Annotated in this window: 16 protein-coding genes; all 16 read right to left on the bottom strand. The window is 62.8% G+C overall.

The annotated features are described in order from the left end of the window. Window positions 1-172 precede the first annotated feature (172 nt). The 16 genes from lpxC to mraZ all read right to left on the bottom strand — a co-directional run bounded on the left by lpxC (window position 173) and on the right by mraZ (window position 17844). Window positions 173-1084, bottom strand: a complete 912-nt coding sequence (gene lpxC, locus FLQ03_RS12170) for a UDP-3-O-acyl-N-acetylglucosamine deacetylase (RefSeq protein WP_170252407.1) — start codon at window positions 1082-1084, stop codon at window positions 173-175. 97 nt (window positions 1085-1181) lie between these two features. Beyond that, window positions 1182-2366 (bottom strand): cell division protein FtsZ, encoded by a 1185-nt coding sequence (gene ftsZ / locus FLQ03_RS12165; RefSeq protein WP_144371001.1) that lies wholly within the window; start codon window positions 2364-2366, stop codon window positions 1182-1184. Between the two features lie 51 nt (window positions 2367-2417). Continuing rightward, window positions 2418-3653 (bottom strand): cell division protein FtsA, encoded by a 1236-nt coding sequence (ftsA, locus tag FLQ03_RS12160; RefSeq protein ID WP_144371000.1) that lies wholly within the window; start codon window positions 3651-3653, stop codon window positions 2418-2420. Window positions 3654-3668: 15 nt separating this feature from the next. Beyond that, a complete protein-coding gene (locus FLQ03_RS12155) occupies window positions 3669-4397 on the bottom strand; it encodes a cell division protein FtsQ/DivIB (RefSeq protein ID WP_144370999.1) in 729 nt (242 codons plus the stop codon). Further along, on the bottom strand, window positions 4387-5298 hold the full coding sequence (locus FLQ03_RS12150; protein WP_144370998.1) for a D-alanine--D-alanine ligase: 912 nt from the start codon (window positions 5296-5298) through the stop codon (window positions 4387-4389). The genes FLQ03_RS12155 and FLQ03_RS12150 overlap by 11 nt, the downstream gene beginning before the upstream one ends. 42 nt (window positions 5299-5340) lie before the next feature. Further along, a complete protein-coding gene (gene murC / locus FLQ03_RS12145; protein ID WP_144370997.1) occupies window positions 5341-6735 on the bottom strand; it encodes a UDP-N-acetylmuramate--L-alanine ligase in 1395 nt (464 codons plus the stop codon). Between the two features lie 37 nt (window positions 6736-6772). Beyond that, on the bottom strand, window positions 6773-7867 hold the full coding sequence (gene murG / locus FLQ03_RS12140) for an undecaprenyldiphospho-muramoylpentapeptide beta-N-acetylglucosaminyltransferase (RefSeq protein WP_144370996.1): 1095 nt from the start codon (window positions 7865-7867) through the stop codon (window positions 6773-6775). A gap of 90 nt (window positions 7868-7957) precedes the next feature. Beyond that, the gene (gene ftsW, locus FLQ03_RS12135) at window positions 7958-9118 is read right to left on the bottom strand and encodes a putative lipid II flippase FtsW (protein WP_144370995.1); all 1161 of its coding nucleotides are present in this window, start codon (window positions 9116-9118) and stop codon (window positions 7958-7960) included. After that, window positions 9118-10482 carry a UDP-N-acetylmuramoyl-L-alanine--D-glutamate ligase gene (gene murD, locus FLQ03_RS12130; protein WP_144370994.1) on the bottom strand — a complete coding sequence of 455 codons (1365 nt, stop codon included), beginning with the start codon at window positions 10480-10482 and terminating at the stop codon, window positions 9118-9120. Before murD ends, ftsW begins: the two co-directional genes overlap by 1 nt. Window positions 10483-10494: 12 nt before the next feature. Next, complete coding sequence (mraY, locus tag FLQ03_RS12125; protein WP_420855661.1) at window positions 10495-11577, bottom strand: phospho-N-acetylmuramoyl-pentapeptide-transferase; 1083 nt, start codon at window positions 11575-11577, stop codon at window positions 10495-10497. Between the two features lie 6 nt (window positions 11578-11583). Beyond that, window positions 11584-12951 carry a UDP-N-acetylmuramoyl-tripeptide--D-alanyl-D-alanine ligase gene (locus FLQ03_RS12120; protein WP_144370992.1) on the bottom strand — a complete coding sequence of 456 codons (1368 nt, stop codon included), beginning with the start codon at window positions 12949-12951 and terminating at the stop codon, window positions 11584-11586. Next, window positions 12935-14425, bottom strand: coding sequence for a UDP-N-acetylmuramoyl-L-alanyl-D-glutamate--2,6-diaminopimelate ligase (locus tag FLQ03_RS12115; protein ID WP_144370991.1), 1491 nt, complete (start codon window positions 14423-14425; stop codon window positions 12935-12937). Before FLQ03_RS12115 ends, FLQ03_RS12120 begins: the two co-directional genes overlap by 17 nt. Beyond that, window positions 14422-16170, bottom strand: a complete 1749-nt coding sequence (locus FLQ03_RS12110) for a peptidoglycan D,D-transpeptidase FtsI family protein (RefSeq protein ID WP_144370990.1) — start codon at window positions 16168-16170, stop codon at window positions 14422-14424. Before FLQ03_RS12110 ends, FLQ03_RS12115 begins: the two co-directional genes overlap by 4 nt. Continuing rightward, window positions 16167-16445, bottom strand: a complete 279-nt coding sequence (ftsL, locus tag FLQ03_RS12105) for a cell division protein FtsL (RefSeq protein ID WP_144370989.1) — start codon at window positions 16443-16445, stop codon at window positions 16167-16169. Before ftsL ends, FLQ03_RS12110 begins: the two co-directional genes overlap by 4 nt. After that, window positions 16442-17401, bottom strand: a complete 960-nt coding sequence (rsmH, locus tag FLQ03_RS12100; RefSeq protein WP_144370988.1) for a 16S rRNA (cytosine(1402)-N(4))-methyltransferase RsmH — start codon at window positions 17399-17401, stop codon at window positions 16442-16444. Before rsmH ends, ftsL begins: the two co-directional genes overlap by 4 nt. Next, a complete protein-coding gene (gene mraZ / locus FLQ03_RS12095) occupies window positions 17398-17844 on the bottom strand; it encodes a division/cell wall cluster transcriptional repressor MraZ (protein WP_144370987.1) in 447 nt (148 codons plus the stop codon). The genes rsmH and mraZ overlap by 4 nt, the downstream gene beginning before the upstream one ends. Window positions 17845-18043: the final 199 nt, after the last annotated feature.

Here is an 18043-nt window from a genome sequence, read left to right as displayed (position 1 = left end):
TGACAACGTACCGACCAATATCTGGCCGGCCCCGGTAAAGTCGAGCCACACCACAGCAGTACTTGAATCCGCAGCCTTCCTGTTTGACAAAACAAACCCTGTTTGCATAGCAAATAGGGTTTATCTGCAATCTCAAAACCGTGCATCCGCACGGTTTTTTTCATGATTCGCGTCAGGCCAGCTCGGGTAAGCGATGAAAACTGCTGGGTGCATCCTCGGGGTTATCGAAGGTGACAAATTCCCAGCTGTCAGGGTTGTCCAGCATCACCCGCAACAGCTTGTTGTTCATCGCGTGGCCGGACTTATGACCGCTGAACGCGGCGATCAGCGGGTGGCCCACGATGTACAGATCGCCAATGGCATCCAGAATCTTGTGCCGCACGAACTCGTCCGGAAAACGCAGACCCTCCGGGTTCAGTACGTACTCGTCGTCGATCACGATGGCGTTGTTGAGGTTACCGCCGCGGCCCAGGCCGTGGCTGCGCATGTACTCCACTTCGTGCATGAAGCCGAAAGTACGCGCCCGGCTGATTTCCTCGATATAGGAATGACGGGCAAAGTCGACACTCACCGTCTGCGGGGCACGGTTGAACGCCGGGTGGTTGAATTCGATCGACAGCTGCACGCTAAAGCCTTCGTGCGGGTCCAGCCGTACCCACTTGTCGCCTTCGATCACTTCCACCGGCTGCTTGACCCGGATGAATTTCTTGGCAGCGGTCTGTTCCTCGATGCCCGCCGTCTGCAGCAGGAAGATGAACGGTGCCGACGAGCCATCCATGATGGGCATTTCGGCACCGGTCACATCCACAATCACGTTATCGATGCCCAGCCCTGCAAAAGCGGACATCAGGTGTTCGATCGTGCCGACACGCACACCGGTCTCGGTGACCAGTGTCGAGGAGAGGCGCGTGTCGTTCACGAGCGCAGGCCGTACCGCCACCTCGTCCTGCGCGGGCAGGTCGGTGCGGCGGAACACAATGCCGGTATCCGGTGCAGCCGGGTGCAGGGTCAGCTTGACCCGCTCACCTGAATGCAAACCGACACCGGTGGCGCTGATGGCCTGTTTCAGCGTGCGTTGCAAGATCATGATGCGCTTCCGGACAAATTGACTGTGCACAGTTTAGCATAGGCTCACCATGCAGCCGATTGATTAAGCAACCGCAGTCAATTGCCCTCCGCTATCAATCTGCCTGTTTACGCAGGAACGCCGGAATGTCGTACGACTCGCTTACTTCCGGATCCGAAAAATCGGTGGAAACCGGCGCACGACGGCCACGGTTACGCATCACGGCTGGCGTGTTCAGGTCGTTGAAGTCCACCTCCATACCGATGTTGTCGGTACCGGTTTTCACGATCTTGATGTAGTCCGGACGCTCGTCGCGGCTGCTGGTCGGCTTCTGGCCCAGGCCGGTAGCAATCAGCGTCACGCGGATGGTGTCTTCCGGAATGTCTTCCACCTCGGCAGTACCGAATTTCACCTGCGCATCTTCGTCCGCGTACTGACGGATGATGCTCATGATTTCGCGGTATTCGCTCATCTTCAGGCAGCCCGGCGCGGTGGAGATGTTCACCAGCACACCACGCGCACCTTCCAGCGTGATGTTGTCCAGCAGCGGGCTGGCCACGGCCTGCTCGGCGGCCACACGGGCACGGTCGATACCGGAGGCAAAAGCGGAACCCATCATCGCCAGGCCCATTTCGCTCATCACTGCGCGCACGTCGGCAAAGTCGACGTTGATCAGGCCAGGACAAGTGATCACTTCGGAAATACCGGCTACTGCGCCTTTCAGCACATCGTCGGCCGCACGGAAGGCTTCGCGCATGGTGACGTCTTCACCCAGCACCGCCATCAGCTTTTCGTTGGGGATCACGATCAACGAATCCACGTGCTTTTTCAGCAGCTCGATACCATCACCGGCCACACGCAGGCGCTTGCCTTCGTGTTCGAACGGACGGGTCACCACGCCCACGGTCAGGATGCCCAGTTCCTTGGCCACTTCAGCCACCACCGGGGCGGCACCGGTACCGGTACCGCCACCCATGCCGGCAGTCACGAACACCATGTTGGCGCCGCGCAGCATCTCGGCGATGCGTTCGCGGTCTTCCAGCGCGGCATTGCGACCGGTGTCCGGGTTGGCACCCGCGCCCAGGCCCTTGGTCAGGTTGGTACCCAGCTGCAGCTTTTGCGGCGCACGGTTGCGCTTCAGCGCCTGCGCGTCGGTATTGGCGCAGATGAATTCCACGCCTTGCACCTGGCTGCTGATCATGTTGTCGATGGCGTTGCAGCCGCCACCGCCGACACCGATCACCTTGATGACCGCCTCACTGGCGGTCTCCTGCATTACCTCAAATACCATGCCGCTCATTTTTCCTCTCCTGTAAAAAGATGAGCTGTTGTCGGAATATCCGCCCTTGCCTTAGAAATTACCGGCAAACCAAGCCTTCATACGTTGAAACATCTGACCTACGCCTGCGGTCTCGACCTTCTGGCCAACGCCAGGCGTCATCTGGTCTTTGCCGTACAGCAGCAGACCCACCCCGGTCGAGAACCGCGGATTCTTCACTACCTCTGCCAGGCCGCCGACGTACTTGGGTACGCCGATACGCACCGGCAGGTGGAACACTTCTTCAGCCAGCTCCACCATGCCCGGCATCAGGCTGGCACCACCGGTAATCACGATGCCAGTGGACATTTCTTCAAAACCGCTGCGGCGCAGCTCCTGCTGCACCAACTGGAACAGCTCTTCCACGCGCGGCTCGATCACCTCGGCCAGCGTGGCACGCGACATCTGGCGCGGGCCGCGCTCGCCTACGCCCGGCACCTCGATCATCTGCGCCGGGTCGGCCATGCCCACCAGCGCCACACCATGCTGAATCTTGATGTCTTCGGCTTCCTTGGTCGGGGTGCGCAGCGCCATGGCGATATCGTTGGTGATCTGGTCACCGGCAATCGGAATCACCGCCGTGTGGCGGATGGCGCCGTTGACGTACACCGCGATATCGGTGGTGCCACCACCGATATCGATCAGGCACACGCCCAGTTCTTTCTCATCCTCGGACAGCACTGCAGTGGCGCTGGCCATCGGCTGCAACACCAGGTCGGACACTTCCAGGCCGCAGCGACGTACACACTTGGCCACGTTCTGCGCGGCCGAAATGGCGCCGGTCACGATGTGCACCTTGGCTTCCAGCCGTACGCCACTCATGCCCAGCGGCTCGCGCACGCCCTCCTGACCGTCAATGCTGAATTCCTGGGTCAGGATGTGCAGTACCTGGTGATCAGGCGGGATCGACACCGCACGCGCCGTCTCGATCACGCGGTCGATATCGGCCTGGGTCACCTCACGGTCCTTGATCGCCACCATGCCGTGTGAATTCACGCCCTTGATGTGGCTGCCCGCGATGCCGGTGTACACCTCGTTGATCTTGCAGTCGGCCATCAGCTGCGCTTCTTCCAGCGCACGCTGGATGGCCTGCACGGTAGATTCGATATTCACCACCATGCCGCGCTTCAGACCACGCGAGGGCACCTGGCCCATACCGATGATGTTCAGGCGGCCTTCTTCCAGCACTTCGGCGACGATCGCGACGATCTTCGAGGTGCCGATATCCAGGCCCACCAGCATGTTTTTGCTTTCCTTAGGTTTGCTCACCTGTCGCTCCAACGCTTAAAGCTTGTTTGCTGCCGTAGGCGGTGCCTTGTAATCGGGCATCCGCACAGCGAATCCATTGGGGTAGCGCAAATCCACATACGTGATGCGGTATGGCAAGGTTGCCAGGCTGCGTGGCCAGTGTTCGACAAAGCGCGACAAGCGCTCGCCTACCGGGCCGCGACCCAACTCCAGCACTACCCCGTTATCCAGTTCCATCTTCCAGGCCCGCCGCTCGGTCAGCCACAGCCGTATCGGCTGCAATCTGGCGGGCTGCAGACGCTGCCGGAAGTCCTGCAGTGCCTGCGTCATCTCCTTCTCGCTTGCCGCCGGCCCGAACAGCACCGGCAGCGGCTGGTCGCTAGCGGCATCGAACCAACGCGCCCGGGTGCTGATCAGCCCCTGATCCCCCCAGCGTGCCAGCGCCACGTGTTCGCTGACCGTGATATCCAGCCGGTCCGGCCAGGCACGCCGCACCTGTACCTCATCCACCCACGGCAGCTTCTCGAAAGCCTGTCGCGTCTTGTTGATATCCAGCGTGAAGAACGTGCCGCTCAACTCGTTCTGCGCGATGTACTTCAACTGCACCGGCGTCACCTTGGCTACCTGGCCACTGAGGTGAATGCGCTTCACCGGAAACAGTGGCGAATGCGTCACCCAATACCCGCCGGCGTACAACAACATCAGCAGCGAGGCCGTCAGCAACAAGTTGGCGATGGCCCGCAATACAGCATGGTTATCCCACATGAGCGGCAGCCAGCACCTTCACGCACAGGTCCTCATAGCTCAAACCTTCTGCCCGTGCCGCCATCGGTACCAGGCTGTGGCTGGTCATGCCGGGGTTGGTATTGGCTTCCAGCAGGTAGATACCGCCCTGCTCGTCCATCAGGAAGTCGATACGTGCCCAGCCCTGGCAACCAAGTACCTTGAACGCCTGCAGCGCCAGGCTACGCGCGCGCGCTTCCAGCACATCGCTCAGGCCGGACGGGCAGCGGTAAACCGTGTCATCGCGGAAGTACTTGGCCTGATAGTCGTAGTACTCGGTTGCTGGCTCGATCTTGATGGTGGGGTAGGCCTGGCCGTCGATCACGGCACAGGTGTACTCGCCCCCTCCGATAAACTGCTCGGCGATCACGATGCTGTCGTATTGGCGCGCTTCTTCGTACGCGGCCTTCAGGCCACCGTGCGTTTTTACCTTGGTCACACCGATGCTGGAGCCTTCGGTGGACGGCTTCACGAAAATCGGCAGCCCAAGTTGTTGTTCGATGGCGTCGAAATCGCTGTCGTCGCTCAACAGCTCGAACGCCGGAATCGGCAGCCCGGCACCCTTCCACAGCAGCTTGGTACGCCATTTATCCATGCAGATGGCCGATGCCATCACGCCACAACCGGTGTACGGCATGCCCAGTGCTTCCAGCGCGCCTTGCAGCGTGCCGTCTTCACCGAACGGGCCATGCAGGATGTTGAACACACGGGCAAAGCCCTCGTCTTTCAGCGCGCCAAGCGGCTTTTCCGCCGGGTCGAACGGATGGGCGTCCACGCCCTTGCTGCGCAGTGCGGCCAACACGCCGTTACCGCTCATCAGCGACACTTCGCGCTCGGCGGAGCTGCCACCCATCATTACTGCTACTTTGCCAAACTGCTTCATGCTGTCCTCACTGCCGCCCCGGCGGGACGGCGACACGTTGTGTCAGGCCTTGGCGGCCGCTACCAGCTTGGCGGGAATACCACCAATCGAACCGGCACCCATGGTGATTACCACGTCGCCGTCCCTGGCCATATCGGTAATGGCTTGCTGCATGTCGGTAATCTGCTCGACAAACAGCGGTTCCACCTTGCCGCCTACGCGCACGGCGCGGGTCAGCGCGCGGCCGTCGGCCGCCACGATCGGCGCCTCGCCGGCGGCGTATACCTCGGCCAGCAGCAGCGCATCGACACGGCCCAGCACTTTGACGAAGTCTTCAAACAGGTCACGGGTACGGCTGTAGCGGTGCGGCTGGAACGCCAATACCAGGCGCTTGTCCGGGAAGGCGCCGCGCACGGCGGCCAACGTGGCCGCCATTTCTACCGGGTGGTGGCCGTAGTCGTCGATCAGTGTGTAGCTGCCGCCGTCCTTGGCCGGCAGCTCGCCGTAGCGCTGGAAGCGGCGGCCCACGCCGGCAAACTCGGCCAGGCCTTTCTGGATGGCGTTGATGTCGGCACCGCACTCCAGGCCGATGGCGGTGGCGGCCAGCGCATTCAGCACGTTGTGGCGGCCTGGCATGTTGAGGGTGACCGGGAAGCGCAGGCCGTCGGCCTTCACCACCACGTCGAAATGCATACGGCCGGCGTCGGCTACCACGTTGGCCGCATGTACATCGGCGCTATCGTCCAGACCGTAGGTAGTCACCGGCTTTTTCAGCTGCGGCACGATGCTGCGCACGTGCTCGTCGTCCACGCACAGCACGGCACGGCCGTAGAACGGCAGGTGGTGGATGAAGTCCACGAACGCCTGCTTCAGCTTGTCGAAGCTGTGGTCGTAGGTGTCCATGTGGTCGGCGTCGATATTGGTCACCACCGCCATCACCGGCTGCAGGTACAGGAAAGACGCGTCCGATTCGTCGGCCTCGGCCACCAGGTACTCGCCACTACCCAGACGGGCGTTGGTGCCGGCTGCGGTCAGCTTGCCGCCAATCACGAAGGTCGGGTCCAGGCCGGCCGCGCCCAGCACCGACGCCGTCAGGCTGGTGGTGGTGGTCTTGCCGTGGGTACCGGCAATGGCAATGCCCTGTTTGAAGCGCATCAGCTCGGCCAGCATCATCGCGCGCGGGATGACCGGGATGTGGTTCTGCTGGGCTTCGCGTACTTCCGGGTTGTCCGCCTTCACCGCGGTGGAGGTGACTACCACGTCGGCACCCTTGATATAGGTCGCGTCGTGGCCAAAGTAGATGTGCGCGCCCTGCTCGGCCAGGCGCTTGGTGGCCGCGTTGTCGGCCATATCGGAACCGGACACGGTGTAGCCCAGATTCAGCAGCACCTCGGCAATGCCGCACATGCCGACGCCGCCGATCCCGACAAAGTGAATGTGTTTGACTCTATGTTTCATCGTCTTTTCCTACCGGCTGCCCGTCACAGGCAGCGTCTCAGTCCTGGTCGGCCAGGCCCTGGCACAGGTCGGCAACTGCCGCTGCGGCACCGGGTTTGGCCAGTGTTCTTGCCGTGGTAGCCAACTGCTGCAGTTGGCCGCGGTCCAGCCCGGCCAGCAGCTTGGCCAGCTGCGTCGGGTTCATGTCTTGTTGCGGCAGGTGGATGGCGGCGCCAGCGGCGGCCATCCACGCTGCGTTGTCACGCTGGTGCGACGTGGTGGAAACCACCAGCGGTACCAGCACGCTGGCGACGCCGGCGGCGCACAGCTCGCTGACGGTGATGGCGCCGGCACGGCACACGATCACGTCGCAAGCCGCCAGACGCGCCGGCATGTCATCGATAAACGGCAGCAAGGTTACGTCGCGGCCAACCTCCAGGCCGGCGGCCTGATAAGCAGCCTGCACCGCAGCAAAATTCTTCTCGCCGGTCTGGTGTACCAGCTGCGGGCGTTGTTCGACCGGCAACAAAGCCAGCGCCGCCGGCAAGGTGTCGTTCAGTACCTTGGCGCCCAGGCTGCCACCCACTACCAGCACTTGCAGCGGCCCGCTGCGACCGGCAAAACGCGCTGCCGGTTCCGGCAAGGCCTCGATCTCGCGGCGTACCGGGTTGCCGGTCACCACCGACTGCTTCACGCTGCGCGCGGCTTCGCCATCGAAACCGCAAGCCAGATGATCGCAGAACGGCAGTAGCGCCTTGTTGCTCAGCAACAAACCGGCGTCAGCATTCACCATTACCAGCGGCTTCCACAGCAGCGCGGCGGCCAGGCCGGTAGGCAGGCAGACGTAGCCGCCCATACCCAGCACCACGTCCGGGCGGTACTGGAACATCAGCACCAGGCTGCGCAGGAAGGCGGTAAGCAGTTGGAACACGCCCTTGACCGAGCCCAGCGCGCCCTTGCCACGAATGCCGTGGAAGGCCAGACGGATCAGCTCGAAACCGGTCGGCGGGACCAGGCGGTTTTCCATGCCGCGCTGGGTACCCACCCACACTACCTGCCAGCCGCGGCTTTCCAGTTCACGTGCGACGGCAATGCCGGGGACGATGTGTCCACCCGTGCCTGCTGCCATCACCATGACCGTACGCTTTGCCATCACTTCACTTCTCTTGTTTAACGAGCACACTGCCCGTCTTGTCCGGTATTGCCTTGCGGCCAACCGCTGGCCACAACGCTACTTGTTCGTCTACACCTTGAACCCGCGCATCACGCGCCGGTTTTCGTAATCCACCCGCAACAGCACCGCCAGCGAGGCCAGATTGCACAGCATGGCCGAGCCCCCGAACGACATCAGCGGCAAAGTCAGGCCCTTGGTTGGCAACAGCCCCATGTTCACACCGATGTTGAAGAAGGTCTGGATGCCCAGCCAGATGCCGATGCCCTGCGCCACCAGCGCCTGGTAATAGCGTTCCAGCTGCTTGGACTCGGTGCCGATGTGAAAGGCCCGCCGTACAATCCAGGCGTACAAGCCCAGCACCGCACAGATGCCGACAAAGCCGAACTCCTCCGAAATCACCGCCATGATGAAGTCGGTATGCGCTTCCGGCAGATAGAACAGCTTCTCCACACTGCTGCCCAGGCCAACGCCGAACCACTCGCCGCGCCCGATGGCAATCAGCGAATGACTGAGCTGGTAACCCTTGCCGTACGGGTCATCCCATGGGTCCAGAAAGCCCAGTACCCGCTTCAGCCGGTATGGCGAAGCAACAATCAGCACCACAATGGCACATACGGCCATCACGGCCAGGCCTGCGAAGATGCGCAGATTGATGCCGCCCAGAAACACGATGCCCATGGTGATGCACATCACCACCATCAACGCGCCAAAGTCCGGCTCCAGCAGCAGCAACAAGCCCACCACCACGATGGCAATCAGGATCGGCAAAAAACCTTCGCGGAAGCTGTGCAACTTGGCGGCCTTGCGCACCGTATAGTCGGCGGCGTAGATCACGGCGGCCAGCTTCATCACTTCGGAAGGCTGCAGGTTGAGCACAAACAGGTTGATCCAGCGTCGCGAGCCGTTCACTACCTTGCCGATGCCGGGTATCAGCACCAGCACCAGCAGGAAACCGGCAAACAGGAAAAACTTGCCCGCATACTTCTGCCAGATGCTGGTGGGCACCTGGAAGGTAATCGCCGCACCGGCCAGGCCGATGGTCATGAAGATCATGTGGCGGAACAAATAGAAGTAGCGGTTGTTGGTGGCCGCATCGGCCTCGGCATAGGCAATCGACGCCGAATACACCATCACCAGGCTGATGGACAGCAAAAGCGCAATGGCCCACATCAGTGCTTCGTCCAGCACCGTGATGGGGGCAACATTATAACGCCGGCTGACGCTGCTCATCAGGCCTTGTCTCCGGTTTTGACCGCGGCCACGGTGTCGATGAACACCTGGGCGCGATGCGCATAGTTACGGAACATGTCCAGGCTGGCGCACGCCGGCGACAGCAGCACCACGTCGCCGGCCTGCGCGAGGCGGGCAGCCAGACGGGTGGCGTCCTCCAGCGTGGCGCAGTCGTGCAGCGGCACCGCGCTATCCGCCAGCGCGGCGCGGATGACCGGGGCGTCGCGACCGATCAGTACCACGGCACGGGCGATACGCTGGCAGGCTGGTGCCAACGGCGTAAAGTCCTGCCCTTTGCCGTCACCGCCGGCAATCAGTACTACCGGGCGGGTCATGCCGTTCAGCGCCGCTTCGGTGGCGCCGACGTTGGTGCCCTTGGAATCATCGATGAACATCACGCCGCCGAACTCGTCGACGAACTCGACACGGTGCGCCAGGCCACGGAAGCTGCGCAGCGCCGCCAGCAGCGCCGCGCGCGGCAGACCGATAGCTTCGGTCAGCGCCAGCGCCGCCAGCGCGTTGGCCGCATTGTGCAAGCCTTGCAGCTGCATGTCGGCGCTATCGAACACCGGCTGGCCGGCAATGGCCAGCAAGTAGCGGCCGTCTTGTTGCTGTAGCGCGTAATCGGTGGCCTCACGCAGTGAGAACCAGCGCAGCGGACGGCCGGCACGCACCATGGCGCGGCAGAACACGTCGTCGCGGTTCAGCACCTGCACGCCGTCACCAGCAAAAATGGCGGTCTTGCTGTGCGCGTAGTCCAGCAGATCGTGGTAGCGATCCAGATGGTCTTCGGAAATATTCAGTACCGTGGCGGCGTCGGCACGCAGGCTGCTGGTGGTTTCCAGCTGGAAGCTGGACAGCTCCACCACCCACACGTCGGGCTGTTTGCCGGCAGCTTCGCGCTCGGCCAGCGCGGTCAGTACCGGCAAGCCGATGTTGCCGCACACCATGGTATCCAGACCTGCAGCCTCGCACAGGTGGCCCACCAGGCTGGTGACCGTGCTTTTGCCGTTGGAACCGGTAATGGCGATGACCTTGGCGCCACTACCGGCGATGGCCCGCGCCCACAGTTCTACGTCGCCCACCACCTCGCCGCCACGGCGGGCGAAATCGGCGATGGCCGGGGTACGGATGCTGACGCCGGGGCTGACCATCAGCATGTCGGCGTCGGCAAAGGTGTTGGCGTCGAAAGCGCCCAGACGCAGCGCCACGCCCAGCTCGGCGGCCACGTTGGCCGCATTGGCGGGGTTGTCGCGGCTGTCGGCGATGGTGACGCGCGCGCCATACGCCAGCAGCCAGCGCGCGGCGGAAACGCCGGTGTCGCCTAGGCCGATGACGATGATGTGGCGATTGTCAAAACGCATCACGTGGTTTCCTTAACGCAGTTTCAGGGTGGCCAGACCGGCCAGCACCAGCATCATGGTGACGATCCAGAAGCGGACCACCACCTGGGTTTCTTTCCAGCCCTTCAGCTCGTAGTGATGGTGCAGCGGCGCCATGCGGAACACGCGCTTACCGGTGAGCTTGAACGAGGTCACCTGGATCATCACCGACAGCGCTTCCATCACGAACAGGCCGCCCATGATCAGCAGCACGATTTCCTGGCGTACGATCACCGCCACGGTACCCAGTGCCGCACCCAGCGCCAACGCGCCAACGTCACCCATGAACACCTGTGCCGGGTAGGCGTTGAACCACAGGAAGCCGAGGCAGGCGCCGCAGATGGCGGCGCAGAACACCACCACCTCGTGTGCGCCCGGCACAAACGGCATGCCCAGGTATTTGGAGAACACGGCATGGCCGGCCACGTAGGCAAAAATCGACAGGCCGGCGGCCACCAGCACTACCGGCAGCGCCGCCAGACCGTCCAGACCGTCGGTGAGGTTCACCGAGTTGGAGGTGCCGACGATCACGAAGTACGTCAGCACGCAGAAACCGATACCGCCCAGCGGGTACACGATGTTCTTGAAGAACGGCACGATGAACTCGGTAGACGCCGGCAGCTTGGCAGTGGTGATCAGGAAAATGCCGGCCGCGATGGCGATGGTGGATTGCCATACCATCTTGAAGCGGGCGGACACGCCTTTCGGGTCTTTGAACACCACCTTGCGCCAGTCGTCGTAAAAACCGAGCGCGCCGGTACCCAGCGTCACGGCCAGCAGCAGCCACACGTACTGGTTGGACAGGTCGGCCCACAGCAGCATGGTGACGGTCATCGCCAGCAGGATCAGCGTGCCGCCCATGGTGGGGGTGCCGGTTTTCACCAGGTGGGTTTGCGGGCCGTCCTTGCGTACGGCCTGGCCCACTTTCAGCTCGGTGAGCTTGCTGATCACCCACGGGCCCATCCATAGCGAGATGGCCAGCGACGTCAGCGCCGCCATCACCGCACGCAGGGTGACGTAGTTCAGTACATTGAAGGCGCGGATGTGTTCGCGCAGCAGATCAGCCAGTAACAGCAGCACCGGTCAGTCCTTTCCTTGTTCTTGTTGTTGAGGCGTTACCAGAGCGGCAACCACACGCTCCATCTGCATGAAGCGCGACCCTTTCACCAGCACGGTGCTGGCCGGCGTTACCCGTGCGGCAACGCGCGCCAGCAGCGCGGTGAAATCGTCGTCATACTCGCCACCGTCGCCAAAGGCGTCAGCAGCATGGCGTGCCAGCTCGCCGTGGCACAGCAGGTGCTCGATGCCACGGGCACGGGCGTGGGCACCCACTTCAGCGTGCAGCTGCGGCGCGGTATCGCCCAGCTCGCCGATCTGGCCCATCACGAACACGCGTGGCGCCGGGTAGGCGGCCAGCACGTCAATGCCGGCTTTCATCGAGTCCGGGTTGGCGTTGTAGGTATCGTCAATCACGGTGGCGCCGCAGGCGGCCTGCTTCAGCTGCAGGCGGCCTTTCACACCGGCAAAAGCGGCCAGGCCGGCGGCAATGGCGGCCAACGGTACGTCCAGCGCCAACGCCACCGCTGCAGCGGCCAGCGCATTGCGCACATTGTGTTCGCCGGCTGCCGGCAGCTGGATAGCCTGCTCGCCCTGCGGGCAAACCAGTACGAAGCGGCACTCGCCTACCCCCAGCTGGATGTCGCGGGCTGTCACGTTGGCCGCAGCCCCCAGGCCGAAGCGCAGCTGCGCGTGCCCTTGGGCGGCAGCGTCGAACACAGCCAGCTGCGCGTCGTCGGCGTTCAGTACCGCCACGCCGTCTGCGGCCAACCCTTCGAAAATTTCGCTTTTGGCACGGGCGATGTCGTCGGTACCGCTGAAGTGGCCGGCGTGGGCACGCAGGGCATTGTTGACCAGCGCCACCTGCGGCTTGGCCAGCCCGGTGAGGTAGCGGATCTCGCCGTGATGGTTCATGCCCATTTCGATCACCGCGTAGCGATGTGCGGCGGTGAGGCCCAGCAGCGTCAGCGGCAGGCCGATATCGTTGTTGAAGTTGCCCGCGGTGGCGTGCACGGCGGCGGCGCCGGCGTGGGCGCGCAGGATGGCCGCCACCATTTCCTTGACGGTGGTCTTGCCGTTGGAGCCGGTAATGCCGATGCGCTTCACGTCGAGGCGGGCGCACCAGTCGGCGGCCAACACACCCAGCGCCAGGCGGGTATCAGCGACACGGATCATGCTGCCCTGCCCTGCCACCTCGCGGCTGACCAGCGCGCACGCGCCTTTGGCCAGCACCTCGGGCACGAAGTCGTGGGCGTCGAATTTCTCGCCTACCAGCGCTACGAACAGGTCACCGGCTTGCACGGTGCGGCTATCGGTCACCACGCGCTGGAAACGGACATCACCGCCCAGCAGTTGGCCGCCAAGCACGCGGGCAGCGTCAGAGAGCATCAGCATGCGCGGCCCCCCACAACGTCAGCGCTTCTTCCGCCACGCGGAAGTCGGAGAACGGCTGCTTCACACCGCCGATGTCCTGGTATTCCTCGTGGCCTTTACCGGCGATCAGCACCACGTCGCCAACGCGGGCTTGCAGTACCGCCCAGTGGATGGCCGCTTCGCGGCTGATTTCCACATGGCCCGGTTGCTGCATGCCGGCCAGGATGTCGTCCAGAATGGCTTGCGGCGCTTCCAGGCGCGGGTTATCGCTGGTCACCACTGCCACGTCGGCGATCTTCTCGGCAATGCCGCCCATCAGCGGGCGCTTACCCTTGTCGCGGTTGCCACCGCAGCCGAACACGCAGAACAGCTTGCTGCCCTGCGGGCGGATCTCGGCCAGCGTGGCCAAGGCTTTTTCCAGCGCGTCCGGGGTGTGGGCGTAGTCCACCACCACCAGCGGCTCCAGGCCGTTACCGATGCGCTGCATGCGGCCGCGTGCCGGCTGGATTTTGCCCAGTACGCGCACGGCGTCGGCCAGCGAGACGCCACCGGCGCACATCACCGCCAGGCACGCCAGCATGTTGGCGGCGTTGAAACGGCCCAGCAGCGGGCTCTTGATGTCGGCGTCGCCCCACGGTGTGGTCACGCGCAATTGCAGGCCGTCCAGGTTGGCCGCAAGGCTTAGCGGGCGTACGTCGCCCTGCTCCAGGCCGTAGGTAATGACGCGGGTGCGGCTGGCGTCGATACCGGCAGCCAGCTGGCGGCCAAAAGCGTCGTCAGCATTGATGACCGCGTGCTTCAACCCATCCCAGTGGAACAGTTTGGCTTTGGATGCCCCGTACTCTTCCATGCTGCCGTGGTAATCCAGGTGGTCACGGGTGAGGTTGGTGAATACTGCAGTGGTGAACTCCACGCCGTTGACGCGGAACTGGTCCAGACCATGGCTGGATACTTCCATGCTCACCACGCTGGCGCCCTGGCGACGGTACTCGGCCAGCTTTTGCTGTACGGTGATCGGGTCGGGCGTGGTGTGGGTGGTTTCGGTCAGGTGACCGTAAAAGCCGTTGCCGACGGTACCGATCAGCGCCGCTTTTTCGCCCAGCAGCGCGTAGGCCTGCGCCAGCCAGTGCGAAATGGAGGTTTTGCCGTTGGTGCCGGTAATGCCGACCACCTGCATGTCGCGGCTGGGGTAATCGTACACGTGGGCCGCCACAATGCCGGCACGCTCGCGCAGGCGGGCGATGGGCAGGTTCGGCACCTGCCATTCCGGGCGCCACTGGAAAGCGTCGTCCTGGTCCCACAACACGGCAGCCGCGCCTTTTTCCAGCGCAGCCGCGATGAAGTCGCGACCATCGGTGTATTCGCCACGACATGCCAGAAACACGTCTCCGGGAAACACGCGGCGGCTATCGCTCTCCACGCGTGCGACGGAAACGCCAAGACCCGCCAAGGCGGCAGGGTCCCAATCCGGCAGATCGATCAAATTGGTCTTCATGTTTCTTCCCGCACATCCGAAATCTTCTGTTCCGGAATCAAAGTGTTATTGGAGGGAGCGTCTGGCTCTACCCCCATGATTCTCAAACTGCCGGCCATGATGTTGGAAAAGGCCGGGCCGGCCACGGTGCCGCCGTAGTAGAAGCCGGCACCCGGTTCATCAATCATCACCGCCACAATCAGGCGCGGTCGCGTGGCCGGGGCAAACCCGACAAACAGGCCGATGTGCTTGTCGGCTGCGTACCGCCCGCCAACCAGCTTGCGCGCGGTACCCGACTTGCCACCTACGTGGTAACCCAGCACCTGGGCCCGGGTAGCGGTACCGCCCTGCTCGGTGACGGTAATCATCATGTCGCGCATTTTTTTCGCCGTATCCGGGCGAATCACCGGCCGCCCCGGGTTAGGCGCGGCCAGCTTGGTAAACGACAGCGGCAGCAACGCGCCGTCGTGGGTAAAAATGGTGTAAGCCCGCGCCAACTGCAGCAGGCTCACGGTCACGCCGTAACCGAAAGACATGGTGGCCTGCTCGATCGGCCGCCAGGTCTGCCAGTCACGCAGCCGGCCCGGGCTTTCGCCAGGAAAGCCAGACTGCGGACTCTGGCCAAAGCCGGACTTGCGGTAGAACGTCCACATGTCTTCCGGCGGGAACATCGCCGCAATTTTCGACGAGCCCACGTTGGACGATTTCTGGATGATGCCGGTCACCGTCAGCGTCGGGTTCGGGTGCGTATCGCGCACCGTAGCCGGGCCAATCGTGTAGGGCCGAGTATCAAAAAGCGTATTCGGCGTGATCTTGCCTGCATCCAGCACCATCGATACCGGGAACGGTTTCATGGTCGAACCCGGTTCAAACATGTCTACTACGGCACGGTTGCGGCGCATTTCCGGTTCCAGCACCGCACGGTTGTTCGGGTTGTACGACGGTGTGTTGGCCAGGGCCAGCACTTCGCCGGTTTGCGCGTCCAGCACCACCACACCGCCGGCCTTGGCTTTGTTCGTCACCATGGCAGCGGTAAGCTCGCGATAGGCCAGGTACTGGATACGCTTGTCGATGGACAGCGTCAGTGTCTGGCCGTCACGCGGCGGCTCGATCACGGCCAGGTCTTCCACGATGTGGCCGCGGCGGTCTTTCAGTACCGTGCGGCTACCGTGCTTGCCGGCCAGCATTTTTTCACGCGTCAGTTCCAGGCCTTCCTGGCCCTTGCCATCAACACCGGTAAAACCGATCACATGCGACAGCATTTCACCCGCCGGGTAATAGCGGCGGTACTCCTGTTGCTTGGCAATGCCCGGAATTTCCAGCGCCATCACCTGCTGTGCCAGTTGCGGGCTGACTTGCCGCTTGAGATAGACAAACTCGCGCGTCTTGTCGGCAAACTTGGCATTCAGTTCTGCAACCGGCATGTCCAGCAACTTGCCCAGGGCTGCCAGCTTGTCGGCCGGCACCGGGCTCATGTCTTCCGGGCTGGCCCAGATCGACTGTACCGGCGTGCTGATCGCCAACGGCTCGCCGTTACGATCGGCAATCAGGCCACGGTTAGCCTCCAGTACCAGCGCGCGGCGGAAACGTGCCTCGCCTTGGTTCTGCAAGAAATCCTGCTGCACTACCTGCAGATAAATCGCCCGGCTCAACAGGGCGAGCAGCAGCAAACCCATCAACCCCAGCACCACCGTAACGCGGCCTGGCGCCAGGCGCATCGGCTGTTTCAGATGCTGTTTCATCGGCGGGGTATAGACGCGGCTCATCGCACCCCCTCCGGTGTAATCACATGCACCTGACGCTGTGTCGGCGTCAGCATGCCCAAACGGGCTACTGCCGATTTTTCAATCAGCGCGTGGGCACCCCATGTACTCTGCTCCAGCAACAACTGGCCGTATTCCACGCCCAGCTGGCGTTGCAGCTTTTGCTCTTTCTCCAGCTCGTTGTACAGGCGACGCGATACGTGCTGCGACGTCACCACCGACATCGCACAGCCGATCACTGCCAGCAACAACACGGCATTGAGCTTGTTAAGGCTCACGCTGCCCCCTGCCACTGGCCAGCCGTACGTTCCGCAATGCGCATGATGGCGCTACGCGAACGCGGGTTGGCCGCCACCTCTTCCTCGGAAGGCCGGACGGCCTTGCCTACCGGCTTGACCGCCGCTTCGGCGATATCACAGGCGCGCACCGGCACCCAGGACGGCAAGGTATCGGTGGTGCTGGCATCGCGGATGAAGTTCTTCACGATGCGGTCTTCCAGCGAATGGAAGCTGATCACCGCCATGCGGCCACCGATAGCCAGCCGGCCGATCACCTGCGGCAGCACAGCTTTCAGCTCGTCCAGCTCGCGGTTGATGAAAATCCTTATCGCCTGGAAGGTTCGCGTCGCGGGGTCCTGACCTTGTTCGCGAGTGCGGACGTTTTTCCCAACGAGCACGGCGAGCTCACGCGTCGTTTCGATGGCGTGTTCAGCCCTGTGCGCAACAATGGCTGCTGCAATCTTGCGAGCAAACCGCTCTTCACCATAAGTCTTGATAACCTCTGCTATGTCCGCCTCGTCTGCACTGGCCAGCCACTGTGCCGCGGTCTGACCGCGGGTGGTGTCCATGCGCATATCCAGCGGTGCGTCAAAACGGAAGCTGAAACCGCGGCGACCGTCATCAATCTGCGGGGACGAAATCCCCAGATCCATCAGTACACCGTCCACTTGGCTAACGCCCAAAGCTGCCAGCTCGGCTTCAAAATGGGCAAAACCGTTGTGCACGATGCAAAAACGCGGGTCTTCGGCGGCCAGCGCCGTGGCAACGGCAATGGCTTCCGGGTCTTTGTCGAACGCAATCAGCCGGCCCTGCGGGCCCAGCTGCTGCAGAATCAACCGGCTGTGGCCGCCGCGCCCGAAGGTGCAATCGACATACACGCCATCCGGACGAATGGCGAGGGCCTGCACGGCCTCGTCGAGTAACACCGTGCGGTGAACAAAAACTGCGTCGGTCAAAGCGTGAAATCTCCAAGGTGCTGAGCCAGCTCAGCAGGATCAATGTCCAGTGCGGACTGTGTCTGGGCGTCCCATTCGCGGGCGTCCCACAATTCAAAGCGGTTACCGATGCCAACCAGGGCTACGTCCTTGTCCAGCCCCACCAGCTCGCGCAAGCGGGCAGGCAGCAGGATGCGGCCAGCGCTATCCATGTCCAGGGTTTCGGCGTGGCCGAGCACCAGGCGCTGGTAGCGTTTCAAAGCGGGGTTACCGGTAGGCAGAGCCATCAGGCGCTGCTCAACGGGCTTCCAGTTGGGTTCGGGGTAGATCAGCAGGTGATCGGAGGAGTCGAGGGTTACCACCAGGCGTTGGCCAAACGCAGACAACAGTGTCTCCCGGTGCCTGGCCGGAATGGCCAGACGCCCTTTGGCATCGAGAGAAACGTGACTTACGCCGCCAAACATTTTGGATTTTTCACCGCGTCCGGTTAGGGGCCGTCGCCCCACAATTACCCACTTCACCCCACTTTTCGCCACTATAGGGAATCGGCTCTACCCGGTCAACATCACTTCGGCGCAATTCGCCTTTGCCGACAAAGACTTACCGGAATGCAACAGACGAGAAAGCAAGGGAAATCAGCGGCTTACAAAATGATCTGCAGAA

The sequence above is a fragment of the Vogesella urethralis genome (assembly GCF_007644045.2).
Lineage (GTDB): Bacteria > Pseudomonadota > Gammaproteobacteria > Burkholderiales > Chromobacteriaceae > Vogesella > Vogesella urethralis.
This window is presented reverse-complemented; position numbering and strand designations above follow the sequence as displayed.

What these genes read in the sequence shown, in the direction of transcription:
- ftsZ (WP_144371001.1), bottom strand. Translation starts at nt 2,366, where the DNA reads ATGAGCGGCATGGTATTTGAGGTAATGCAGGAGACCGCCAGTGAGGCG.
- FLQ03_RS12155 (WP_144370999.1), bottom strand. Translation starts at nt 4,397, where the DNA reads ATGTGGGATAACCATGCTGTATTGCGGGCCATCGCCAACTTGTTGCTG.
- FLQ03_RS12150 (WP_144370998.1), bottom strand. Translation starts at nt 5,298, where the DNA reads ATGAAGCAGTTTGGCAAAGTAGCAGTAATGATGGGTGGCAGCTCCGCC.
- murC (WP_144370997.1), bottom strand. Translation starts at nt 6,735, where the DNA reads ATGAAACATAGAGTCAAACACATTCACTTTGTCGGGATCGGCGGCGTC.
- murG (WP_144370996.1), bottom strand. Translation starts at nt 7,867, where the DNA reads ATGGCAAAGCGTACGGTCATGGTGATGGCAGCAGGCACGGGTGGACAC.
- ftsW (WP_144370995.1), bottom strand. Translation starts at nt 9,118, where the DNA reads ATGAGCAGCGTCAGCCGGCGTTATAATGTTGCCCCCATCACGGTGCTG.
- murD (WP_144370994.1), bottom strand. Translation starts at nt 10,482, where the DNA reads ATGCGTTTTGACAATCGCCACATCATCGTCATCGGCCTAGGCGACACC.
- FLQ03_RS12120 (WP_144370992.1), bottom strand. Translation starts at nt 12,951, where the DNA reads ATGCTGATGCTCTCTGACGCTGCCCGCGTGCTTGGCGGCCAACTGCTG.
- FLQ03_RS12115 (WP_144370991.1), bottom strand. Translation starts at nt 14,425, where the DNA reads ATGAAGACCAATTTGATCGATCTGCCGGATTGGGACCCTGCCGCCTTG.
- FLQ03_RS12110 (WP_144370990.1), bottom strand. Translation starts at nt 16,170, where the DNA reads ATGAGCCGCGTCTATACCCCGCCGATGAAACAGCATCTGAAACAGCCG.
- mraZ (WP_144370987.1), bottom strand. Translation starts at nt 17,844, where the DNA reads ATGTTTGGCGGCGTAAGTCACGTTTCTCTCGATGCCAAAGGGCGTCTG.